The sequence below is a fragment of the Phaeobacter sp. genome (genome assembly GCF_022825805.1).
In the GTDB taxonomy this organism is placed as follows: Bacteria; Pseudomonadota; Alphaproteobacteria; order Rhodobacterales; family Rhodobacteraceae; genus Phaeobacter.
Genome location: NZ_JAJDWC010000087.1, coordinates 1 through 23,473 on the forward strand (window position 1 = coordinate 1; position 23,473 = coordinate 23,473).

The following is a 23,473-nucleotide window of genomic DNA, read 5'->3' on the forward strand; positions in this document are numbered from 1 at the left end:
CAAAATCACTCCGGAGCAACTCGACCTCTTCGCAACCCTGAACCTGCCAAAACCGGCCTGACAGCCTGTTGTCGTCACACAAACGCCACTTCCGGGTGAAAAATATCAAATACTTACGCGATTAACTGTCGAACTTGGGGGTAAGGGTTTCGGTCGTCATATGTCTTTCCAATCCTGTCACGTTATGTCGCGCGCGGCGAAATGATCAGTCGTTGTCGGTCAGCCCTGCTCCGGCACCCAGACGGCGGCTTTCCTCTGTCGCGGGCGCAAATGTGCGCTGTGCAAACGCCTCAAGTTGCGCCCAGCTGGTGGCGCAGACCTCCGCCCGCATCATCGGCTCCTTGGGGCCAGTCATCTGCGCAGGGGCGCAAAAGCTGACGTGATCGGCCTGTTCCAGGCGCAGGGTTTCAGGATCCCCGCTCACGCATAGGCAACGCCCATCGGTGGTCAGCTGCGCGCCATGCCAGGTGGCGGACACCGGCTGCCCCAGGCGCAGCGCCGCGCCCGCCATGAAAGGCACGGCCAGCAAGGGCAACGTGACCGAGGCCATTTCGATACTGCCGCGGTCCATCAGCCGAACCGCACAATCACTGAGAGCGGCGCCCGCGATCAACGGGCTCATGCGATAGGATGGCGCGTGCCAGACCTGCGCCCGCAGAGACACAGGCGACACATCAATCGCAGGCACGCGGTCATTGACGGTGAGCAACCTGGCCAGCATCTCGGTGCCCGGCAGACCAAATGACGCCAGCCAGCGCGTGCCTTTGGCGGCCTCCTCGGCCAGCCCCCAGGACAGGCCAGCCCCGCGCGCCGCGCGTTTGGCCATCGCTTCGATTTCATTGAGAGAATGGCTCATGCGGCGGTGGTCTCTTGCTCGGGATAGACCCAGAACTCTGCGTTCTCGGCAGTCAGTTCTGGCGGCAGCGGCGCGCCCCGATACATGCAGATCCGCACCCAACGGTCAGAACGGGGATCAAACTCGGTTGCACCAAAAAACGACAGTTTGCAGCGCAGCATATCAATCGGCAGCAGCTCCGCAGAAATGGTGTTGTCGCGGATTTCGGCATAGGGTGCGCGCCCAGCGATCTGCACCCGGCGCACCACATGGCGGTGTTCGGGATGGCGCAACAGGAAATCCGCCACCTGCCTGTCGGCAGGCCAATGACGAAGCGCAGCATAGAGCATGGCAGCATCGCGCCCCGGCGCCAGCGGCTGCTCATAGGCTTCGATCGGCTCCTCAAAGCGCTGGCCAAGCCGTGGTTCCAGCTTTTCCTCAGACACATACCAGGCGCGCGCTGTGCTGTCGGGCTGGTCCCAGTCCGTTTCAATCGCCCAACCATAGATCTCTTGCAGCAGACCGCGCAGATCTGCCACCGTCATGGCCCCGGCGATCCGGAACAAAGCCGTATTGTCCGCAGCCATCTGCTGCGACAGGTCATCCACCACCTCTCCAAAAGGTTCCAGCATCAAAGACACCAGCCACTCCTGACCTTCTACACTCAGCGTGCGCTCGGCCCAGGCATAAAGCGCGTTCCAGGGATGTGAGCCCTGCAGAGGATCCTGCGTCAGATGATCTGTCACCTGGGCCACATCAGTGCGAAGCTGCGCCAGTTTTTCGATTTGAATGGGATGTTGGGATTGCCAGCCCGCGATGGCCGCGGCGCTTCGCTGAACCAGCGCCAAAAACACTTCCCTCGCAGCATCGGATACATCCGCCTGGCCGCGCACGGCTTGCAGCGCGCGTTCCCTCGCCGAAATCCAGTTGTTGAACAAAACCGGATGGTTCAGCAGAAACGGCGCCATGCCCAGCCCGGTCGAGTTGCCCATGCCGATAGAACGCGCCAATGCAGGGTCCAACCGTGCCGCGGTCTGCCCGGTTTCTGCCGCCCGCAAATCCGCCATATGTTGCACCAACTCTAGCACAAACCAGCGTGTTAGATAGACTGACAACATTTCAACCTGAAACGGCACCGCAAATTCGGCGCGTTGGGCCACCATTTCTCGGTCAGCGGCCCCCAGTTTGCCGGATCCATACACTGCAGTTGTGCGCATCAGATATCCAACATCCTGCATCTTTTGCGCATCGGGCTGCTGGCCTTTTGACAGCTGATCCACCACATGTTCCCACAGCCGAACGGATCGGTTCGCCCGCGAGACTGAGAGCTCTTTTTCGCTGACACGACCTGCTTCCTGGAGCGGGATATTGCCACGCAGCCGCGCGATATCATCCGCAGTTGGGACGCCATCAAACAGGGTAAAGGTGGCATCCCAAGCGGTCGCAATGACCCGATCGGAGCGCAGTTCCGCTGGCAAATCATGAGCAAAAGCAATGAGAGAATAGGTCCGGTCCGGCCCATGTGCTGTCAACACCGCCGTGCCCTCGCCCTTGGCATCAATCTCAAAGCGCGACTTTTCAAACCGCCAGCCTTCGCGTGCGATGCGCCGCAACAGAACCCGCATGAACGACAGACGAGACTGGTGGAAAGACCCCAAACGCGCCAACCGCATCACCATTTTTGGATCCCGCAGTGGAATTTCAGTCATTTTCAGACACCTCCGCTGGCATAATCAGATCAGCTCCCAAAGGCCCGCCCCGTATCTCGACAGCGGCATCACCCTTGTGGACCAAAGTTGTCGGCAAAGAACCGGTACCAGTTCTCGCCCATCACACCTGCAACTTCATGCTCTGCCATGCCGACGGACCGCAAACCCTCACGGATGTTGCCAAAGTCGCGATTGTCCTGAAACCAGGTCGGCATCGGCGGGAACCCTGGGTCAGATTTGGACCCTTCGCCATAGTCGATCTCTTTGCTCCAGCGCCCAACCCGCATCCATTCCACAACAGAGTCGGGTTGATCCTGGCACAGGTCGGTCCCGATCCCCAAATGTTCAACACCAAATTGATCGGCGGTGCGGGCAACCATTTCGCAGAAACTCTGCAACGTGCAGTCCGATTTGCCCTTGAGGTGATGGGGATAGACCGAAAAGCCAAGCATCCCACCATTCGAGGTGACCGCCCGGATCACATCCTCTTTCTTGTTGCGCAGCGCAGGCGACCACTCATACGGATTGGCATGGGTGATTGCGATGGGGCGCTCTGAATACTCCGCCGCGTCGATGGTTGAACGGTCGCCGGAATGGCTCATGTCGACGACCAAACCCACACGGTTCATTTCCCGGACCACCTGTTTGCCCATCCGGGTGAGGCCCGTGTCTTCCTGCTCATAGCATCCGGTCGCGAGCAACGACTGATTGTTGTACGTGAGCTGCATGAATCGCGCGCCGAGGGTGTGCAGGATTTCGACCAACCCGATATCATCCTCAATCGGGCTGGGGTTTTGAAATCCGAAGAACACCGCCGTGCGCCCAGATGCACGCGCCGCATCGATATCAGACGCCCAGAGCCCCTTCATGATCAGGTCGGGATACTCTTCGAACCAGCGGTTCCACCGTTCGAAATTCAATACGGTTTCGCGGAAATTCTCGTGATAGGCGATGGTGACGTGGATCGCATCCACCCCACCTTCGCGCAATTGGCGAAAGATCTTTTCCGACCAATTGGCATATTGCAGCCCGTCGATCAGCACGCCCCCTGTCATCCGACCGGACCTGCACTGATGTAGGCGGTTTTGACGGTGGTGTAGAATTCTGCTGCCGCTTTGCCCTGCTCTCTTGGCCCGTAAGAACTGTCGCCACGGCCACCAAATGGCACGTGATAGTCGGTTCCCGCGGTCGGAAGATTGACGGTAACAACACCCGTACGCGCATGGCGACGGAAATGGGTGGCACGCGCCAACGATTGGGTAACAATGCCCGACGTCAGACCAAAATTGGTGTCATTCACCACCGACAGCGCCTCGTCATAGCTGTCGACTTTGATCACGCTGGTCAGCGGCGCGAACATCTCTTCGTGGTTGATGCGCATGTCGTTGGTCGTGTTCAAAAACACACCGGGCGACATGTAATACCCCTGCTGCGGCATCTCCAGTCGCTGACCGCCACAGGCCAGTTCTGCACCTTCGGATTTGCCCAGATCAACATAGGCCAGGTTCTCCAGCAATTGCTGTTCGCTGACCACTGGGCCCATCTGTGTGCCCTCGGCCAGGGCATGACCCACTTTGATCGCCTTGGTTCCGGCCACGAGTTTTTCGACAAACGCGTCATAGACCGCAGCGTGAACCACCAGGCGCGAGGAGGCCGTGCATTTTTGACCCGCCCCACCAAAAGCACCGCCAAGAGCCAGGGTGGCCGCCAAATCAAGATCAGCATCATCCATGACAGCCAAGGCGTTCTTTGATCCCATTTCCATCTGAACCTTGGTCAGCTGTGGGATAGCCGCGGCGGCAATGCCCTTGCCAACCGGCACCGAGCCGGTGAAGGAAATCGCATCGACCTTATGGCTTTCCGCCAGCCGCTGTCCGATGGAGCGACCCGCGCCCATCACCAGCGAAAAGAGCCCTTTGGGAATGTCCTGACGGGCAATAATCTCGGTGAGCGCAACTGCAGAGGCAGGGGTCACATTGGCCGGTTTCCAGACCACGGCGTTGCCGTAGCACAGCGCAGGTGCAATCTTCCAGGATGCGGTGGCTGTCGGGAAATTCCATGGCGAAATCACCGCCACCACGCCAACGGGCTCTCGCCGCACGTCGATTTCCACACCGGGGCGCACGGAATCTGCGTTCTCACCCAGCTGGCGCAGACATTCCGCTGCATAATAGGTGAAAAACTGGCCCGCGCGGTAAACCTCGCCCTTGCCCTCCGCCAGCGGCTTACCCTCTTCGCGGCTCAGCAGACGGCCAAGTTCCTCTGCCCGCTCCATCAGCTCATTGCCAATGTTCATCAGCACGGCCTGTTTGCGTTCCAAGCCATAGGCGGCCCATTCGGCCTGGGCGCGCCGTGCCTGATCCAGCGTTGCCTCCAGCTGATCCGGGGTCGCCTGAGCGAAGCGACCGACCAGATCACTCAGATCGGAGGGATTGCGGTTTTCGATTTCGCTATCACCCGCGTGCCAGTCTCCGGCAATGAGGTTTTTTCCAAGATCAGACATTCGGGCATCGCTTCTGGCTGTTTTCGTTTGTTCCGGTATGGACACTTACGCACTATTCAATCAAACTAAAATTATTGAAGCTGATTTCAGTAATTCTGAAGATGGGCACGCGCGCTGATCAATGGCACTCAAAATCGAACTGCTCCGTGGTTTTGCCGTGGTGGCCCGCAGCGGCAATCTCAGTGATGCCGCAGATATTCTGGGCCGCACACCTTCGGCAGTGTCGATGATGCTCAAACAGCTCGAAGCGCATCTGGGCGAGCCGCTGTTTGAAACCGACCGTAAAAACAAGCTGACGGCTCTGGGCGCCTATGTGCTGGAGCAGGCAGAGCGCGAGCTGCAGCAATTCGACAATATGGTGAAAGCCATCGAAGGCTATGCCAATGCCACCCACGGCCACGTGCGAATCGCAACCGTGCCGTCGGTCGCAGGATCCATCATGCCGCTGGTCGTGTCGAAATACATCACCGACCTCAGCAACATCGACATCGAACTGCGCGATATGGATTCCAATTCCATCCTGCATGAGCTGTCGAGAAACCGGATCGACATCGGGATCGCCACCATGGGCGAAAACAGCGCTGGTCTCTATAGCAGGCACCTGTTGTCAGACGCCTTTGGCGTGATCTGCGCCCCATCGCACCCGCTGGCCAATGACAGCGGCCCTGTGGCCTGGGCCGAGTTGCAGGACGCCCGGCTGATCGCCAACAGCCTGTCTGCAGGGATCACCGCGCCCGCCTCCAAAGCGCTCCACGACCGCGCGCTGCTGACGGCACAGAACCTCACATCGATCATTGCAATGGTTCACGCCGAAATCGGCATCACGATCCTGCCGGAAATGGCCGCCCGCGCCGCCAATGCAACCGGTCTGGTGTTCCGCCCCTTGGCCGATACCCTGGCCAAACGACAAATCCACCTGCTGCGCAAACGCGATGCAGCCCTCTCTCCGGCGGCCCGTATGATTGAACACCATATCGTCACCTGCACCGCTGACATGATGCAAGGATCCGCAGCATGACCGACACGCCTGCCCCTCTCTCTCTCGCAATCCTGATCTTCCCGGGCTTCCCGATGGCCTGTCTGACCTCCTGCATCGAGCCACTGCGCGCCGCCAATGAAATTTCCGGCCAAGAGGCGTTTCGCTGGACGGTGGTGGCCGAAACAGATCAACCCGTCGCCTCATCCTCTGGGGTGACCTTTGCGCCGGACGCCAAACTGTCCGATCTGGCAGCACATGACTATCTGGTCTTCACAGCCGGGCCGAACGCGCAGTTTGATCACCCCTCGCGCGCCAATGCGGCCTTGCAACGGCTGATCCGCAACAACACCCGACTGGGCGCGTTCAGCGGTGGCATTTTCCCGTTGGCTCGGACCAAACTGGTTGGGGACAATCCGCTTTCGGTTCACTGGTGCTATGAAGCCGCCTTTGACGCGGAATTCCCCGAACTGGAGACGCGCAGCACAGTGATTTGCGACGAAGGCGAATTCCTGACCATCTCTGGTGCCTCAGCGGTGTTTGATCACATGCTCACGCTCATCGAAGAGCATTTGAACGGCGCCATCATGGCAGAAGTCGCCTGCTGGTTTCAGCATCCATATGTGCGCAGTGCGACCTCCGCCCAGAAAACCCCAGCGTTTTCGACCGCAAAGAGCATCGATCTCATGCCCAAGAAAGTGGCCCAGGCGATTGAGCATTTTGCAGAACACATCGAAAGCCCGATCCAAATCAGCGAGGTGGCGGATGCGATCGGCGTCTCGCCCCGGTCGCTGGAGCGCAGTTTCAAGGACGCCACGGGCCAAAGTCCGCTGAAGTATTACCGCATGATGCGGATGAACCAGGCCCGGCAGCTGGTGCTCTATTCCAGCACCTCGGTGATCGAAATCGCCTATATGGTTGGCTACGCCACACCCGGCGCGTTTCTGCGGATTTACCGCGAGACCTTTGGCATCACGCCTATCAATGACCGCCGGGCGAAAAACTCACTCCGGGTCAAAAGCGGCGATGCCCTGCCAGCGGGCTGACACGAACAACTAAACCCAGGGACGTCTGCGCGACAGCCCTGGGTTTTCAACGATTTCGGGCAGAAAGAACACAGCACGGGCGCAGAAGACCACCAGCCACACAGGCCTTGCGACGGCGCGCGCCTACAGTCAGCTCTGCCCTTGGCTAGCTCTCAAGCGGCCTGTCAGCAAATAGACCGTGCAGCGGCCATCAGGGCATGATGCAAAGATCCCGCCGACGAGCGCGGGCCGATGACCGCCCAATGCGTCGCACTCTGGCACCACAGATAGACGCCCAGATGCTCCACCCCGGTACGGCACGCAGCGCCCGGAGCCATACTGCGCACCGGCGCCTTGGTGAGCCGTTCGAACAGATCAAACACCTGCGCGCCAGACACATCAAACCGGCACCAGGCATCGGTCTGATCCACCACCGATGCCGATGCGCCCACGTGATGCTTGATCTGTCGGCACAGCACCTCGCCGCCCTCATAGGGGGCTGCGCACATCCATTGCGACGGCCCGGTCCAAAACGCAGACAGATCATCAGCTGTGGCAGACTGGCCAACCTCTGGCAGATCCAGACCAACGGCCGTGGCCAAGGCCGCGCGCAAGGCTGGCTCCTGATCATTGCGCGCGGACACTGATACCAACGCCACATCGGTGATTTCCGCGATGGTGAGGGTGCCAATCGTGTCGCTGCGCGCGGCAGCGGCTCCCAGTGGCGTGCGCGACTGCAACCTATGCACGGAGCTTCTCCCCTTCTGGATCAACAAAATGGCTGCTGACGATCTCAACCAGCAGTTCCTGACGTTCAAGCGGGTTGACCAGACGCAGCTGTTCCCCCATGCGCTCTGCGCCCCGTTTGACAAACCCCAGCGCAATTGCTGTCCCAAGGGTCGGTGAATAGGCCGCCGAGGTCACATATCCCTGATCATGCGCCGCATCCACGGGTCCGCCAGCCGCCATCAGATGGCCCCCGGCAGGCAAGCTTTGCACCGGTGTGACAGGCTTCAGACCAACCAGACGCAACCCATCCTCAGCCGCCAGACCAGGGCGTTGGCTCAGAACATGCCCGATATAGTCCTTCTTGCTCGACAGCATGCGACCAAGACCGAGGTTCGCCGCACTGGTGGTGCCGTTCAGCTCGTTGCCCGCCGCATGGCCCTTTTCGATGCGCATCACCCCCAGCGCCTCGGTGCCATAAGGCCTGACATCAAAGGCCTGGCCCGCGTCCATCAGCTCCCGCATCAGCGCGTCGCCATACCGGGTGGGCACCGCAATTTCATACGCCAGCTCCCCCGAAAACGAGATCCGAAACAACCGCGCCGGACAGCCACCACAAACAGTGACCTCACCGCAGGCCATGAAGGGAAACGCCTCATTGGACAGGTCATAGTCCGGGTCAACAATCTTCTGTAGCAGCTTGCGCGCGTTGGGTCCGGCGACCGCGTATTGCGCCCAGGCCTCGGTTGTGGAGATCAGTTGCACATCCATCTCCGGGCAAAGACACTGCCGCACGAACTCCATGTTCTGATAGACAAGGGCCGCATTGGCCGTGGTGGTGGTGACGACGAAATGATCCTCTGCCAGACGCGCCGCCGTGCCATCATCATAGGCTACACCATCTTCGCGCAGCATGACGCCATAGCGCACTTTGCCAACCGGTAAGCCGGCAAACCCATTGGCATAGATCATGTTCAAAAAAGCCGCCGCATCCGTGCCCTGCACATCAATCTTGCCCAGGGTGGTCACATCACAAACGCCTACAGATTTCCGCGTCTGGGTCACCTCTCGGTCAACGCTCTGGCGCCAATGGGTCTCTCCCGGTTTGGGAAACCATTGCGCGCGCAGCCAATTGCCAACCTCGACAAAGACCGCGCCCTGCTCCTCCGCCCACGTATGGCTTGGGGTCAAGCGGGTGGGATGAAACGCCTGGCCCACAGCACGGCCCGCAAGCGCGCCCATGGAAACCGGCGTATAAGGCGGACGAAAGATCGTCGTACCCGTCTGCGCAATCGATTTGCCGGTCAACTCCGCCATAACGGCGAGCGCTCCGACGTTGGAGGTTTTACCCTGATCCGTGGCCATACCGAGGGTCGTGTAGCGTTTCAGATGCTCCACCGCGGTGAAGTTTTCCTGATGGGCCAGTTTGACATCCTTCACGGTGACATCGTTCTGGAAATCAAGCCACGCCCGCTTTTCCCCGGCGACCTGCCAGAATGGCGTGATCGCGACGGCCGCGTCTTCCGCTTCGGGCAGCTCCGGCGCGGCAGCAGCCATGCCCAAATCCGCCAGTGCCGCAATCGCCTGCGCTGCCCCAGAGCGCAACGCCGCCGCCGTCGACAGCTCCCCAGCCGCCGCTCCGGCCACATATTGACCCGCAGGCAGGTTGCCGCCGGGCACAAAGGCGTGGATGTCCTCGTTCCACACCGGTCTGCCGCGTTGGTGACAGGTCAGGCCGAGGTTCGGGTTCCACCCCCCAGACATGGCCAGACCACCGCAGGCGATCTCCCGCGTCTGGCCATTTGCCAACTGCACGGTCACTGATCCAAGACCAAGCCGACCCCGCGTGTTGACGATGCGCGCGCCTGCCAGCACCTCGATCCCATCAATGCGTGGCGCGTCGGGGCGTACATCAACGACTGCGGGCACCGCAACACCCTTCGCGCGCAGGTCTCGCGCGGTTTGATGGGCATCGTCATTGTTGGCAAAAACCACAACAGACGCCGCCGGTGTCGCGGCCCAGCGGTTGGCGTAGGCGCGCACCGCACCAGCCAGCATCACCCCAGGGCGGTCATTGTTTTCAAAGGCAATTGGACGCTCGATCGCGCCCGCCGCGACCACCGCTCGTTTGGAATAAATGCGCCACAAGGTCTGCCGGGGTTTACCCGCCGCAGGTGCCACCAGATGATCGGCGTTACGCTCAACCGCGCCGTAGATCCCGTGATCATAGGCCCCGAACACGGTTGTTCGCATCATTGTGCGGACATTCGGCAGGCTGTCCAATTCCGCCAGAACCTGCGCCGTCCAGTCGGCACCGGACAGATCGGACAGCGCTTGTGTCTCGCTCAGCAGGCGACCACCGAAACGGAAATCTTCGTCTGCCAAGATGACCTGCGCGCCCGCGCGCCCCGCCGTCAACGCCGCCGACAACCCGGCCGGACCGGCACCAATGACCAATAGGTCACAATGCAAAAACCCTTTGTCATAGGCGTCTGGGTCATCCTGCCCCGTCAGACTGCCCAGCCCGGCGGCCTTGCGGATTATCGGCTCATAGAGTTTTTCCCAGAACGCTTTCGGCCACATGAAGGTCTTGTAGTAAAACCCCGCGGTCAAAAACGTCGAAAACCGATCGTTGATCGCCATCATGTCGTGGCGCAGTGACGGCCAGCGGTTCTGTGACTGGGCCTCCAGCCCGTCATACAGCTCTGCCACCGTAGCGCGGGTGTTTGGCTCCTGGCGACCGTCACGGCGCAGCTCCACCAGGGCGTTGGGCTCTTCACTACCCGCACTCAGCAGTCCCCGGGGGCGATGATATTTGAACGACCGCCCCATCAGCTGCACGCCATTTGCCATCAGCGCGGAGGCCAGCGTGTCCCCGGCGTGGCCCTGGAAAGTCTTGCCATCGAACTGAAAATTCAGCGTCTGGTCGCGGTCAATCAACCCGCCCGTCAGACGATTGCGCAAAGGCGCTCCAGCCACAGTCATCCGCGTGTCTCCCCGGCTGTGCGCGCCGCGCGGCGGGCCAAGGCCACGTCGCGCGCCAATTCGACGTTCTGGATTTCATGGGTGCCCGTGTCGCGGGTCACGACAAGCCAGGACCGATCACCCTGCTCGTGAAACCACAACTCACGATGGGTTCCAGCCGGATTATCCCGCAGATAGAGATACTCGTGAAATTGCTGCAAAGCCGTTTCGGACAGCCAGTAAGGCCGGTTCAACAGCTCTGCATCGCCAAGATAGGTGAACTCCTGCGCATCGCGCGGCCCCAGAAGCGGGTGGTTGATGATCATCGCGTCAATCCCTCAGTGCAGGTTCGGTTGGGCACCCTGGCCCTTTTCATCAATCATGTGACCGCTCATAAACCGGTCCAGACGATAGGCGGCAGCTGTGTCATGCGGGCGATCCGTGTGCAGCAGATGCGCAAAGCAGTAGCCCGCAGCGGGCGTTGCCTTGAACCCGCCATAGCACCAGCCACCATTGAAATAGAGACCGTCGATATGGGTCTTGTCGATGAAGGGCGAGCCATCCATGGACATGTCCATAATGCCGCCCCAACTGCGCAAAAGACGCGCACGACCCAGGGCCGGGATCAACGCCATGCCGCTTTCCACGACATCTTCGACAACCGGCAGATTGCCGCGCTGCGCATAGGAATTGTACATGTCGATATCACCGCCAAACACCAGACCGCCCTTGTCCGATTGGCTGCAATAGAAATGCCCGGCCCCAAAGGTGATCACACCGGGGATGAACGGTTTCAGCCCCTCGGAGACGAAAGCCTGCAAAACATGGCTTTCGATCGGCAGCCGCATGCCGGCCAGCCCCATCACGCGGCTGGAATTACCGGCCACCGACACGCCCACCTTGCCCGCGGAGATGTAGCCGCGTGTGGTGTCGACGCCGAGCACTTTGCCATCTTCGATGCGCAGGCCGGTGACCTCACAGTTTTGCAGGATATCCACGCCGCGCATGTCAGCGCCGCGAGCATATCCCCAGGCGACGGCATCATGCCGCACAGTGCCGCCACGCCGATGCAACAGCCCGCCTTTGATGGGGAAACGTGCATCATCGAAATTGAGAAACGGATAGAGCGCGCGCACACCCGCGGGATCCAGCAGTTCGGCATCCGACCCATGCAGGATCATGGCGTTGCCACGACGACGGGCGGCGTCGCGTTGGGCATCGGTATGAACGAGGTTCAGAATGCCACGCTGGCTGACCATGGCATTGTAGTTGAGATCCTGCTCCAGGTTCTCCCACAGTTTCAACGAGAATTCATAAAACGGCGCGTTGCCGTCCAACAGGTAGTTGGAGCGAATGATCGTGGTGTTGCGACCGACATTGCCGCCACCGATCCAACCCTTCTCCAGGACAGCGATCCGTGCCGCCTCGAATTCCTTGGCCAGATAATAAGCGGTCGCAAGCCCATGACCGCCGCCGCCGATAATGACGTAGTCATAGTGAGGCTGCGGTTCGGGATCGCGCCATTGTGGCCGCCAACCCTTGTGACCAGTCAGCGCTTCCTTGATCAATCTGAACGCAGAATACCGCATGACGACTCCTGTTGTTTTCAGGATACGTGATGCGCCAAAACAGGCTTCGGGCACATGGCCGCTTTCGGACAAGTTTGTAGCCAAAATCGACAAAACCCAGAACCAGCGCCAATCTAGGTCCGCCTGCAATGCGACGCTGCATCCAACCGCAAAGCGCATATGCAGTTGCGATGTTTGGCCAAAACGACGTCTCGCAAAGGGCCAGGGTTCTGGTCTGCACCTGGAGGCGGCAAACACGAAAGGGCGCCCCAGCGGGACGCCCCAATACGCTTGATCTCTGGCCTGACAGTCTATCGACTGCATGCGCGGCACTATACCTCAGGCGCTGCGCAATGAAGGCTCTGCGACCTCATCGGCCAGTGTCGGCTCGGTCGCTGCATCGGCAAAGGTCTGATCAAACCGGAAGCCTGAAATCAACTCCGCCAGCTTTCTTGCATCGCCGTCCAGCAACTGGCTGGCCGCCGTCGCCTCCTCAACCATGGCGGCATTCTGCTGCGTCACCTGATCCAACTGGCTGACACCGATGTTGATTTCATTCAGCCCCGTCGACTGCTCTGACGCGCCTTCGGCAATGCCAGAGATCAGTTCGGACACATGATTGATGCGATCCACGATTTTCGTCAGAGCACCACCGGCCTTGCCAACCTGGTTGACCCCCCGGTCGACATGCTGCGAGCTCTCTTCGATCAGGGTTTTGATCTCCATCGCCGCATCAGAGGAACGCTGCGCCAATGCCCGCACCTCAGAGGCGACCACTGCAAAACCACGACCCGCATCGCCGGCACGGGCTGCTTCAACGCCTGCATTCAGCGCCAACAAATTGGTCTGGAACGCAATGTCATCGATCACCGTGATGATCTTGGAAATGTGGTTCGACGAGCTTTCGATTTCGGTCATCGCCGCCACAGCCCCCTGCACCACTTCGCCGCTCATTTCGGCTTCGGCGCGGGTTTCCGACATGGTGGTTTCCACACGTCTGGCCCCATCCGCCGAAGAGCGCACGCTGGCGGTCAGCTCCTCCAGCGCGGCGGCGGTTTGTTCCAGCGTGGCCGCTTGGCTTTCGGTGCGATAGGACAGATCACCGGATGATTGGCTGATCTCCGCAGCACCATTGCGAATGCTGTCCGAGGTGTCCGCAATGGTCATAAATGCCGCATTGAGCGAGGACACCGTATTGTTGAAATCCTTGCGTAGCTGTTCATAAGACTCAGGAAACTGCGCCCCGATCTTGACCGAAAGATCCCCGTTTGACAGCGACGCCAACTGGTCGCTGAGCGTTTGCATCACCTCATTCTGGGCTGCTTCGCGGTCTTTCTGCTCGGCTTCAAGCCGCAAGGCAGAGGTGCGCATGGCGAGGGACTCATCTTTGAAGGTCTGGATCGCAAGCGCCATCCGGCTCAGCTCGTCCTTGCGTTCCAGCCCCTCGATGGTCACATCAAAATCACCGCTGGCAAAGGCATGGACCGCTGCGGTCAACGCCTTGATCCGGCGGATCATGGCTTCGAAACAGAACAGCGCAAAGGCGACCGCAATCAGCGACGCCACGGCTGACCATCCCATCACCTGCATCAGCGCCGTGTAGCTGCGCTGCTCCACCTCCTTGGCATAGGACACAACCCGCTCACTCAGCGCGACCTCTTGTTTGCGCAACAGCTCGATCCATTGCGTGGAGGTGGCGAACCACTGTGGGCCAGAGAGTTTCGACACATCTTTATCGGCATAGGCCAGGATCATCCGCTCGCGCAAAGCCTCCAGGGTCTGATATTCGTTAGAGGCCTGCAGATTGGTCAACCACTGGGGCTCTTTCAGGCTGCGTCCGGCCTCGCTCAGCATGGACTGCTGGGCGCCTGACAGCGAAACAAACCGATCGTGCAGCGCCAGATCGAACCCCCGCCCGATCCCGACTGCGCCCATCGCGCGTTCAAGCCCCGCCAGTTCCTTCACCGCGCTGACCAAGAAACGCGTCTGTTGAAGAGCGGGAAAATCGCTCGACCCTGTGATCGCGATCGTATCACGAGACAGCGCCAGCAAATCATTGATCATGCTGGTGTAAAATCCGGCCATTTCAGGAACTTTGACCGCGATACCATCCACGTTCAACCGCATCTCTGACAATTGTGACAGAGCCGTTTCGATTTCGCCAAACAGACCAGCACGCTCCTGCCGGATCAGTTGGACCTGCTCGTTGACAGCCGCGATGGCCTGGTCGGTCAATGCGCGCTGCTCTGGCACGTTGGTTTTGAACACCGCCCCCTTGGAGGACAAAAACCCTGCAGAATATCCCCGTTCCTTCTGCAACTCATGAATGAGATCGCCCAGAACCCCCTCTTCAACGGTTTTTGCCACCGCTTTGATGGCTTTGCTGTGAATGGACCGCTGGGCACTGACCTCCAGATAGGTGAACGCGCCAACCAGCCCAAACAACGGACCAATCACCAGCAGCATTATCAATCGAAGTCGCATTGTGACCCCCATAACTTGTACTATACCACCTAGACGGTATCCGTTATTAATTTACATTCTGTGACCAAGCCGATCTGGCGTGAAAACACATTCTATTTTTCAGATACATCTAAAATGTCACTTTTTCGATTGAACCCGTTGATTTCGATAGAAACGCATACGACCGAAGCGTCCGAAACCTACGTTAACCACACAACATCAGACACCTAGGGAACGCGCACTCAAACCGTCAAAGCCACAGCGCAGGCATTCGATTCACAAAACCATCATTCCCGATAATTTTAGCTTTTTACGCAAAACAGAGCTCTTTCACTTATTCAACACACCAACTCAGCCAGGTTCAGCAGCATTGCAAGGGCTGCCGCAAGACATAACCCCACAGTCGGATAGCCCAAACACGTATGGCGTGCAGATTACGCGCCTGATCAGCCCGATCATTCACAGCGGTCCTCTTGATTTCCGTCTTTGTTAGCGATAACGATGCCGCTAACACCGACGGCGGCGCGCGACCAGTCCGCCAAAACAACAAGCGGGAGCGCCCCCATGACCCTGAACATTGCCATCAACGGATTTGGACGCATCGGCCGGGGCGTATTGCGCGCCCTGCTTGAGGCGGATGCGTCGGACATCGCCGTGGTAGCCATCAATGATCTGGCCCCAGCAGAGACCCTGGCCCATCTGTTGAAATACGACAGCGTGCATGGACGCCTGACTGCGAAGGTGACTATTGATGGCGACACCTTAAAGGTAGGCCGCCAGAACATCCGCCTGACGGCAATCCGCAACCCGGAGGAGCTGCCCTGGCAAGATGTGGACATCGCTTATGAATGCACGGGCCTGTTCACCAGCCGGGATACTGCCGCAAAACACCTGCAAAACGGCTCCAAACGCGTGCTGATTTCAGCGCCGGGCAAAGATGCGGACCGCACCGTCGTATTCGGCGTGAACCATGGCGATCTGACCGCAGCGGATGTCATCGTCTCGAACGCGTCCTGCACCACCAATTGCCTCGCACCACTGGCCAAGGTGCTGGACGACAGTTTTGGGATCAAAACCGGGTATATGACCACCATCCACGCCTACACCGGTGATCAGCCTACACATGACACCAGCCACAAGGATCTTTACCGCGCGCGGGCAGCAGCCTTGTCGATGATCCCAACCTCCACAGGCGCCGCACGCGCCATTGCCGAGGTCCTGCCACAGCTGAAAGGTCGCTTGGAAGGCTCTGCCATCCGGGTGCCGACGCCAAATGTATCTGTTGTGGATCTCAGCTTTGTGCCGGTCCAACCCGCAAGTGTTGAGGCGATCAACGCCGCCATCAAAGCCGCCTCAGAAGGCCCGCTCGCTGGCATCCTCTCCTATGAAACGGATCCGCTTGTGTCGACAGATTTCAACCACGACTCCCATTCATCCTGTTTCGCCGCGCCCCAAACCGCGGTGACAGCTGATGGGCTAGTCCGGGTGGTCAGCTGGTATGACAATGAATGGGGATTTGCCAATCGCATGGTCGACACCGGCCGCTGCATGGGTGCCCTGTTGCAAGGTTAAACCGGGGCCAACAAAACAGGCCAACGAAAAAGGCCAACGAACAAAGGCTGCCCTAGAGAGGCAGCCTTTTGCATGTTTTATACCGATGTACGACCTGTCAGATCCGGAAAATAGGCTGCAACAAGCGCGGTACAAAAGACCGGAACCGCAGGGCTGCATCGGTGGCCGCCAGGCAGATACATGGCATACCGTCATCTGCGATGGGCGTATGTTCCAGGTCATCATCTGCCACTTCGACGTCGCCGACGCCAAAGTATCCGGTTTCATCGCGGAACGCGCCCTGCAGAACCAATGTCAGCTCCAGACCGTTGTGGCCGTGATCCGGTACCGCCTGCCCTGATGGGATATACAACAGACGCACGGTGCCCTGATCATCCTCGCTCAGGATCGACTGGCGCACCCCCATGCCAAGCGGTGTCCACTTCGGTGGCAAACCGCCGAGCGCTTCCATCACTGGCGCCGGGAAAATACCGGACCGTTCAAACCGCGGCGCCTCTTCAAAAGGGTCGTCCAACTGATCGAACACGCGCTGGCGCAAATCGCCGGAGACATCCTGCGTGGCGTAGCTGTCGAGGACCGACCCGCCAACTGCCTCATGGGCCGCAACCCGGGTGCGGCAGCGATCACACATGGACAAATGCGACGCCACGACCAGCGAATAGGCGTGCGGCAGGCTCCCGGCTACATAGGCGACCATGATATGGTCGGGAATATGATGGCTCACGCTGGTCATGTCAGTCCTTGTTCCTTTAACTCATGTCGCAACCGCTCAAGTCCGAGGCGGATGCGGGATTTGATCGTTCCGAGCGGCAATCCGGTCTGTTCCCGAATGTCCGCGTGGGTCAACTCGCCCAAATAGGCCTTTTCGACCATTTCACGCTGGGCCGGTTTAAGCCGCCCAAGCGCGACGCGCAATTTCTGCGTCTCTTGATCCAGGGCGAGCACCTGTGCGGCGTCTTCCTGGGTTTCTTCCGGCAGCTTCAGCTCCTCTGGAACTGGCCGCTTTTCCTTGCGCAGAGTGTCAATCTGCTTGTTGCGCGCGATCTGGTAGATCCAGGCAGAAACCTGCGCCCGTTCCGGATCAAACATGGCCGCTTTGCGCCACACCGTCAGCATCACGTCCTGCACAATATCCTCGGCCTGGCTGGGCGGCAGCCCAGACCGGCAGATGACACCCTTGAGCCGCGGCGCAAAGTAATCAAACAGCCGCCCAAATGCCTGTCGGTCACGATGATCGCGCACCGCCAGCATCCAGACCGTCTGATCTGTCAGACTTTCTTGTCCCACCGACTCCCCTTCCCGCTGGTTGGCGGTATCACCGTCTACCGTAGCGAGCGGGGCGTCCGCTGCAAGTAATTGATCGCTCAGCGAGGTCAGCATATTGGGTTTACGGTGGCTTGGCGCTTTTGGATCACCTTTTTCTTCGGTTTTTTGTTTTTTCTCGCCGCGCACAAAATTGATGCTCTGAATTTTTGATCCGCTCGCCAAAGGGTCTCGTAACAGTTTGAAAATACAAATGGAGAAAGTATGTCGTTTGATGCTATTTCAGCCGCCCGCCAACGGATTGCCATCGTCGGTGGCGGGATCTCCGGATTGGCCTCCGCCTGGCTTCTTTCCAAGACCCACAATGTCACCCTGTTTGAGGCGTCACCGCGTCTTGGTGGGCATGCCAGAACGGTGTTGGCCGGTCGCAACGGAGACCAGCCGGTCGATACCGGATTTATCGTTTTCAACTACGTCAATTACCCCCATTTGACCGCAATGTTCCGCGATCTCGATGTGCCCGTGATCAAGAGCGACATGAGCTTTGGCGCCAGCATCGGCGATGGTGAAATGGAATACGGGCTGCGGAGCCTTGGTGCGCTGTTGGGGCAGCGACGCAACGCTACGCGGCCCGCGTTTTACCGCATGGTGCGGGATATTCTGCGCTTTAACGCCAACGCCAATGAGGCGGCGCAAAGCGACGGGATCACCATTGGTGAGTTGGTCAATGACCTGAAACTGGGCGATTGGTTCCAGCGCTATTACCTGATGCCAATCTGCGGCGCCATCTGGTCCACTCCACCAGAAGAGATCCGCAATTTTCCCGCCCAGTCTCTGGTCCGGTTCTTCCGCAATCACGCGCTGCTGAGCGCCACAGGACAGCATCAGTGGTGGACCGTCAAAGGTGGCAGCATCGAATATGTGCATCGCCTCACCGCGCGGCTGAACCAGATGGGCTGTCAGCTGCGCCCTGGCACCCCGGTGCGCGGCGTTGAACGCACAGAAGACAGCGTCAAGATCCACCTGCCCGATGGCACCACGGAACTGTTTGATCAGGTGGTGATGGCCTGCCACTCCGACGACAGCCTTCGCCTGCTGACCAACCCAACGGAGCAGGAAAAAGCCACCTTGGGCGTCATGCGGTATCAGGACAACGAGATTATCCTGCATCACGACGCGGCCCAGATGCCAAAACGGCGGGCCTGCTGGTCGTCCTGGGTCTACAAGGCCGACACCAAAGACGACCGTACCTCCATCGGCGTGACCTATTGGATGAACCGGCTGCAGAACATCGACGTAAACGACCCGTTGTTTGTCTCGCTCAACCCTGTGTCGCCAGTGCGCGAAGAACTGATCTATGATCAAAAAACCTTCCGCCACCCGGTTTTCGACAGAGCCGCCATCCAGGCCCAGAGCAAAGTTGCCGAGATGCAGGGCCAAAACAAAACCTGGTACGCTGGCGCCTACCTGCGGCATGGGTTCCATGAAGACGGGTTCGCCAGCGCCGTACGCGTTGCACGTGGCATTGCCGCGCAGGAAAAGGTGCCCGCATGACCCATTGGCCCGATCATATCGCGGGCACCACATTCCATGCCCGCCACGGGGAGATCTCCAACAGCTTCCGCTATGGCGTGGACTATGTCCTGATCGACCCCCGTGTATCCCATGGTCCGATGCTGTTTTCGCGCAACCGGTTCAATCTGGCCGCCGTGCATGACCGCAACCATGGTGGTCCGCGCGACGACGGACAGGGTCTGCCCTGGGCGGAACAGACCTTTGCGGCGGCGGGGCTGTCGATGGAAGGTGTCACTGTTCGTCTGCTGACCCAGCCCAGTTTTCTGGGCTATGTCTTCAACCCTGTCAGTTTCTGGCTGGCGTTTCGCGGCACGGTGCTGCACGCGGTCATCGCCGAGGTGAACAACACCTTTGGCGATCGCCACAGCTATCTGTGTCACAAGCCGGATTTCACCGCCATCGCACCCAGCGATACCTTGCAGGCGCAGAAGATTTTTCACGTGTCCCCGTTTCAGGACATTGCCGGCAGCTATCAGTTCAACTTCGATATCACGCCGCGCAAAATCGCCATCCGCATCGATCACCGCAATGGCGACCAGGGTGTGATCGCAACGCTTGCGGGCCAGCGCGCCCCGCTGAGCAACCGGTCCCTGTTGGCGGCCTGCCTGCGCCGTCCCGCAGGCACTTTGCGCACCATTGCTCTGATCTACTGGCAAGCGCTCAAACTCAAAATCAAGGGCGCCAGCTATCGCCCTCGACCCACCCCTCCAGAACATGAGGTCAGCTGATGCTCTTTCTCACAAAACGGGTCAAACATGACTTTCTCGACAGCTGCTCGCGCATCCGCAGCGGCACCCTGCGTCTTTCTACCCCAGAAGGCGATGTCCATGTGTTCGGTCAGGGCGCACCAGAGGCCGAAATCCACCTCTATGACTGGAGCGCGATTACCTCCATGGCAGCCCGTGGCGATATCGGACTGGGCGAAGCCTATGTTGCGGGTCTCTGGGATACGCCCAGCATCGAAACCGTCCTGAAAGTGGCGCTGATCAATCTGGATCAGCTCTCCGACTACGCCTATCCCAGCTTCTGGGCCGGTCTGAAGTACCGGGTCGTTGACCGGATCATGCGGGCCAATTCGCTGAAAGGGGCGGCGCGCAACATCAAGGCCCATTATGATGTCGGCAATGAATTCTACCAGCTCTGGCTTGACGACAGCATGACCTATTCCTCGGCGCTCTACACGCCGGGCGATGATGATCTGCAGCGCGCCCAGCTGCGCAAATACGACCGGGTTCTTGGCCGCCTGAACGAGGGCGAGCGGGTGCTCGAAATCGGCTGCGGCTGGGGTGGCTTTGCCGAACGGGCCAGCGAACAGGGCCGCAGCGTGACCGGGCTGACCATTTCACCCAATCAGTTCGGCTATGCCGATGCGCGCCTGGATGGGCGTGCAGACATCCGCTTGTGCGACTACCGCAAATCGGAGGGCAAATTCGACAACATCGTCTCCATCGAAATGGTCGAGGCCGTGGGCGAGCGGTATTGGCCCAGCTATTTCGCCACGCTCAAGGACAGGCTGTCCGATGAGGGGCGCGCTGTGGTGCAGGCGATCACGGTGCAAGACAGCTATTTTGATATCTATCGCCAATCTTCGGACCATATCCGTCAATATACCTTCCCCGGTGGGATGTTGCTGTCGGATGCGGTGATTTCACATCAGGCCCGCAGCGCCGGGCTGAAAGTGACAAACAGCTTTGCGTTCGGCACCGACTACGCCCGCACCTGCCGGGTCTGGGCAGAGCGCCTCGCCGAGGTCACCCCGAAAATTCGTGGCCTTGGATACGGCGAAGCCTTCCAGCGCAACTGGCGCTACTACCTGGAAGCCTGCGCTGCCGCCTTCGAAGTGGGCCAAACCGATGTTGTTCAAGTGGAGTTACGCCATGCCTGACTGCCAAGCAAAACATGAACGCCAATCACAGCCGGACCGCAAATCCAGGCACCAGGCACGCACGCCCCGTTTGGTCAAAACCCTGTTGCGGCAGATCGCCTGCCCGGTTCGGGCCTCCGGTTTGACCATGGGTCTCACTATGGGCCTGATGCTGGGGTTGTTCGTCTCTGCCACCAGCAGCGTCGCCGCGGCCCAAAGCGGAACGGGTCTCAGCACGCCACAAAAGCTGGGCGAGGTCACATTCCGCTGGTTCGGCATCCCGCTCTATGACGCGAGCCTGTTTGCCGACGGCCAACCAGAGTTCGACTGGCAACGCCCCCTCGCGCTGGAACTGTCGTATCGGCGCAGCTTCTCGCAAGCCCAACTGATGCGCGCAACAGCCTATGAAATCGAACGCATCGAGGGCCCACGGGGCGATCAGGCGGAGTTTTTCGCCAAACTGGACGGCTGTTTCCGTGACGTCGCCGCCGGAGACCGCTTTGTCGCGACCTCGACAAACGCAAATCAGGTGGCGCTCTACCTCAATGGGCAGCAAACCTGCGATGTCCGCCATTCCGATGCGCGCAAACGGTTCCTCAACATCTGGCTGTCCCCCGAAAGCCGCTCTGCCCGGCTGTCCCGCCAGCTGCGAGGCGAATAATGCCTGGCATCCGGATTTCCCTTTTTGCGCTGATGCTGGCTGCGGCCGGCCTGCCGCTCTACATCCATCTCCCGCGGTATGCGACTTCGGAGCTGGGTGTGGGGCTCGGCACATTGGCGGCTATATTGGCGGGAATTCGGGTGCTTGATTTTGTCCAGGACCCGGTCCTCGGCTGGATAACAGATCGCTGGCCACAGCACCGCACACTGTTTGCCGCGCTGGCCGCATTCGGCATGGCGGCAGGGTTTGTCCTGCTTTACGCGATCCGCCCGGCATTTGGCGATGTCGTGCTCTGGCTCATCGTCTCCCTGGTGCTGCTGTTCACGGCCTACAGCCTCGGGACCGTTTTGTTTTACGGTCAAAGCACAGCTCTTGCTGGCGGCGCCGATGGGCTGCTGCGTTTGGCCAGCTACCGCGAGGTCGGCACCCTTGGTGGCATCATTCTGGCCGCGCTTGCGCCGACCCTGTTGGTGGCCATGGGGGCGACGGACGGTGGCTATAGCGCATTTGGCTGGATCCTTGCCGCCATCTGCATCGGGGTGTGGCTGGCCACGCGCGGCATGTGGACCCGGGGCGGACACTCAGAAACCCCGCTGTCCCTCGCTGATCTGCGCGACGCCGGTGGCCTGAGACTTCTGACGCTGGCGTTTGTGAACAGCCTGCCTGTGGCGATGACCTCCACCCTGTTTCTCTTCTTCGTCGAAGACAAGCTGCAGCTGGCAGATCTCGCCGGGCCATTCCTGGTGTTGTTTTTCCTGGCTGCAGGTCTTTCCGTGCCGCTCTGGAGCCGTGCAGCCGACCGTTTCGGCGCTCGGCAGGTTCTGTTTCCCGCGATGCTCCTGGCCATCCTGTCGTTCATCTCTGCGGCGATCCTGCCGCCGGGATCTGCCGTGGGGTTTGCTGCCATTTGCATCGGATCCGGCGCAGCATTGGGCGCGGATATGGTAATCCTGCCCGTCCTCTTTTCCAAAGCCCTGGCCCGCGCCGGACTGCAGGCCGGACAGGCGTTCGGGCTTTGGTCTTTCGCCGCGAAAATCGCGCTCGCAGCCGCCGCTGTCCTGCTGCTGCCCCTCCTTGACATTGCAGGGTTCCAACCCGGCGGCGACAACAGCACCGCCGCGCTCGATACACTCACGTGGTCCTATGCGGTTGTGCCCTGCCTCATCAAACTCATCGCCATCGCGATGGTTTTACGACTGCCCAGAAAGGTACTGTCACAATGAAACTCCTGCTCGTAGCTATCATTGCGGTGCTGCTGCTGGCGATTTTGCGGCCCGGCATCGGCTTTCGCAGCCAGCGCCCCCAACACTATGAAGACACAGGCCCGGCTTTTGACATTCGCACCCATCTCAATGGTGAAATGATCTCCGAAGGCATCATCTACGACCCGATGGGCAAAGTGGTCTCCCGCTTTGTCGCCACGATGAGCGGCGAATGGGATGGCGACACCGGCACGCTCGCCGAACAGTTTTCCTACGCCGGTGGCGGCAGCCAGGACCGCAAATGGTTCCTGACCATGGGCGAAAACGGCGCCTTCACCGCCACAGCGGATGACATCATTGGCACCGGCATCGGCCAGCAAACAGGGGCCACCGTGCAATTGCACTACCGCATCCGCCTGCCCGAAAGCGCCGGGGGCCACGTGCTGGACGTCACCGATTGGATGTATCTGATGGACAACGGCTCCATCATGAACCGCTCGGAGATGCGCAAGTTCGGCATCAAGGTCGCCGAGCTGATCGCCACCATCCGCCCCAAAGGTAACTGAG

Annotated in this window: 20 protein-coding genes; 9 read left to right on the forward strand and 11 right to left on the reverse strand. The window is 59.7% G+C overall.

Annotated features, from left to right (window positions below; genetic code table 11):
• Positions 1-205: 205 nt before the first annotated feature.
• From Q0C28_RS09555 to Q0C28_RS09570, 4 genes are all read right to left on the reverse strand, one after another.
• On the reverse strand, positions 206-856 hold the full coding sequence (locus tag Q0C28_RS09555; protein ID WP_293575171.1) for a DUF3726 domain-containing protein: 651 nt from the start codon (positions 854-856) through the stop codon (positions 206-208).
• Positions 853-2,544, reverse strand: coding sequence for a hypothetical protein (locus Q0C28_RS09560; protein ID WP_293575172.1), 1,692 nt, complete (start codon positions 2,542-2,544; stop codon positions 853-855). The genes Q0C28_RS09555 and Q0C28_RS09560 overlap by 4 nt, the downstream gene beginning before the upstream one ends.
• A gap of 68 nt (positions 2,545-2,612) precedes the next feature.
• On the reverse strand, positions 2,613-3,599 hold the full coding sequence (locus tag Q0C28_RS09565) for a membrane dipeptidase (RefSeq protein ID WP_293575173.1): 987 nt from the start codon (positions 3,597-3,599) through the stop codon (positions 2,613-2,615).
• Complete coding sequence (locus Q0C28_RS09570) at positions 3,596-5,047, reverse strand: aldehyde dehydrogenase family protein (RefSeq protein ID WP_293575174.1); 1,452 nt, start codon at positions 5,045-5,047, stop codon at positions 3,596-3,598. The genes Q0C28_RS09565 and Q0C28_RS09570 overlap by 4 nt, the downstream gene beginning before the upstream one ends.
• A gap of 121 nt (positions 5,048-5,168) precedes the next feature.
• Here Q0C28_RS09570 and Q0C28_RS09575 point away from each other — a divergent pair, with 121 nt between their 5' ends.
• Together Q0C28_RS09575 and Q0C28_RS09580 are read left to right on the forward strand one after the other, a co-directional pair.
• Positions 5,169-6,065: a LysR family transcriptional regulator gene (locus Q0C28_RS09575; protein ID WP_293575175.1), complete on the forward strand. Its 897-nt coding sequence runs from the start codon at positions 5,169-5,171 to the stop codon at positions 6,063-6,065.
• The gene (locus Q0C28_RS09580) at positions 6,062-7,069 is read left to right on the forward strand and encodes a helix-turn-helix domain-containing protein (RefSeq protein ID WP_293575176.1); all 1,008 of its coding nucleotides are present in this window, start codon (positions 6,062-6,064) and stop codon (positions 7,067-7,069) included. Before Q0C28_RS09575 ends, Q0C28_RS09580 begins: the two co-directional genes overlap by 4 nt.
• A 164-nt stretch (positions 7,070-7,233) precedes the next feature.
• On the opposite strand, the gene Q0C28_RS09585 is transcribed toward Q0C28_RS09580, so the two are convergent.
• The 5 genes from Q0C28_RS09585 to Q0C28_RS09605 all read right to left on the reverse strand — a co-directional run bounded on the left by Q0C28_RS09585 (position 7,234) and on the right by Q0C28_RS09605 (position 14,790).
• The gene (locus tag Q0C28_RS09585) at positions 7,234-7,797 is read right to left on the reverse strand and encodes a sarcosine oxidase subunit gamma (protein WP_293575178.1); all 564 of its coding nucleotides are present in this window, start codon (positions 7,795-7,797) and stop codon (positions 7,234-7,236) included.
• Complete coding sequence (locus Q0C28_RS09590) at positions 7,790-10,759, reverse strand: sarcosine oxidase subunit alpha family protein (protein ID WP_293575180.1); 2,970 nt, start codon at positions 10,757-10,759, stop codon at positions 7,790-7,792. The genes Q0C28_RS09585 and Q0C28_RS09590 overlap by 8 nt, the downstream gene beginning before the upstream one ends.
• A complete protein-coding gene (locus Q0C28_RS09595; RefSeq protein ID WP_293575181.1) occupies positions 10,756-11,064 on the reverse strand; it encodes a sarcosine oxidase subunit delta in 309 nt (102 codons plus the stop codon). Before Q0C28_RS09595 ends, Q0C28_RS09590 begins: the two co-directional genes overlap by 4 nt.
• Positions 11,065-11,076: 12 nt before the next feature.
• Positions 11,077-12,327, reverse strand: a complete 1,251-nt coding sequence (locus Q0C28_RS09600) for a sarcosine oxidase subunit beta family protein (protein WP_293575182.1) — start codon at positions 12,325-12,327, stop codon at positions 11,077-11,079.
• A gap of 318 nt (positions 12,328-12,645) precedes the next feature.
• The gene (locus Q0C28_RS09605) at positions 12,646-14,790 is read right to left on the reverse strand and encodes a methyl-accepting chemotaxis protein (protein ID WP_293575184.1); all 2,145 of its coding nucleotides are present in this window, start codon (positions 14,788-14,790) and stop codon (positions 12,646-12,648) included.
• Positions 14,791-15,333: 543 nt separating this feature from the next.
• Between Q0C28_RS09605 and gap the strand changes: the two genes are divergently transcribed.
• Positions 15,334-16,341 (forward strand): type I glyceraldehyde-3-phosphate dehydrogenase, encoded by a 1,008-nt coding sequence (gap, locus tag Q0C28_RS09610; RefSeq protein ID WP_293575186.1) that lies wholly within the window; start codon positions 15,334-15,336, stop codon positions 16,339-16,341.
• Positions 16,342-16,438: 97 nt separating this feature from the next.
• Here gap and Q0C28_RS09615 read toward each other — a convergent pair whose 3' ends face one another.
• Together Q0C28_RS09615 and Q0C28_RS09620 are read right to left on the reverse strand one after the other, a co-directional pair.
• Entirely contained in the window at positions 16,439-17,074 is a 636-nt protein-coding gene (locus tag Q0C28_RS09615) for a ChrR family anti-sigma-E factor (protein ID WP_293575188.1), read from the reverse strand.
• Positions 17,071-17,721: a sigma-70 family RNA polymerase sigma factor gene (locus tag Q0C28_RS09620; protein ID WP_293575231.1), complete on the reverse strand. Its 651-nt coding sequence runs from the start codon at positions 17,719-17,721 to the stop codon at positions 17,071-17,073. Before Q0C28_RS09620 ends, Q0C28_RS09615 begins: the two co-directional genes overlap by 4 nt.
• Before the next feature lie 147 nt (positions 17,722-17,868).
• Here Q0C28_RS09620 and Q0C28_RS09625 point away from each other — a divergent pair, with 147 nt between their 5' ends.
• The 6 genes from Q0C28_RS09625 to Q0C28_RS09650 are packed head-to-tail and all read left to right on the forward strand — an operon-like array spanning position 17,869 to position 23,472.
• Positions 17,869-19,158 (forward strand): FAD-dependent oxidoreductase, encoded by a 1,290-nt coding sequence (locus Q0C28_RS09625; RefSeq protein ID WP_293575190.1) that lies wholly within the window; start codon positions 17,869-17,871, stop codon positions 19,156-19,158.
• Positions 19,155-19,907, forward strand: coding sequence for a DUF1365 domain-containing protein (locus tag Q0C28_RS09630; RefSeq protein WP_293575192.1), 753 nt, complete (start codon positions 19,155-19,157; stop codon positions 19,905-19,907). Before Q0C28_RS09625 ends, Q0C28_RS09630 begins: the two co-directional genes overlap by 4 nt.
• Positions 19,907-21,064, forward strand: a complete 1,158-nt coding sequence (locus Q0C28_RS09635; protein WP_293575194.1) for a cyclopropane-fatty-acyl-phospholipid synthase family protein — start codon at positions 19,907-19,909, stop codon at positions 21,062-21,064. Before Q0C28_RS09630 ends, Q0C28_RS09635 begins: the two co-directional genes overlap by 1 nt.
• Positions 21,057-21,704: a chalcone isomerase family protein gene (locus Q0C28_RS09640; protein WP_293575195.1), complete on the forward strand. Its 648-nt coding sequence runs from the start codon at positions 21,057-21,059 to the stop codon at positions 21,702-21,704. The genes Q0C28_RS09635 and Q0C28_RS09640 overlap by 8 nt, the downstream gene beginning before the upstream one ends.
• Positions 21,704-22,927 carry an MFS transporter gene (locus tag Q0C28_RS09645; protein ID WP_293575198.1) on the forward strand — a complete coding sequence of 408 codons (1,224 nt, stop codon included), beginning with the start codon at positions 21,704-21,706 and terminating at the stop codon, positions 22,925-22,927. The genes Q0C28_RS09640 and Q0C28_RS09645 overlap by 1 nt, the downstream gene beginning before the upstream one ends.
• Positions 22,924-23,472 carry a DUF3833 domain-containing protein gene (locus tag Q0C28_RS09650; protein WP_293575199.1) on the forward strand — a complete coding sequence of 183 codons (549 nt, stop codon included), beginning with the start codon at positions 22,924-22,926 and terminating at the stop codon, positions 23,470-23,472. The genes Q0C28_RS09645 and Q0C28_RS09650 overlap by 4 nt, the downstream gene beginning before the upstream one ends.
• Position 23,473 lies beyond the last annotated feature (1 nt).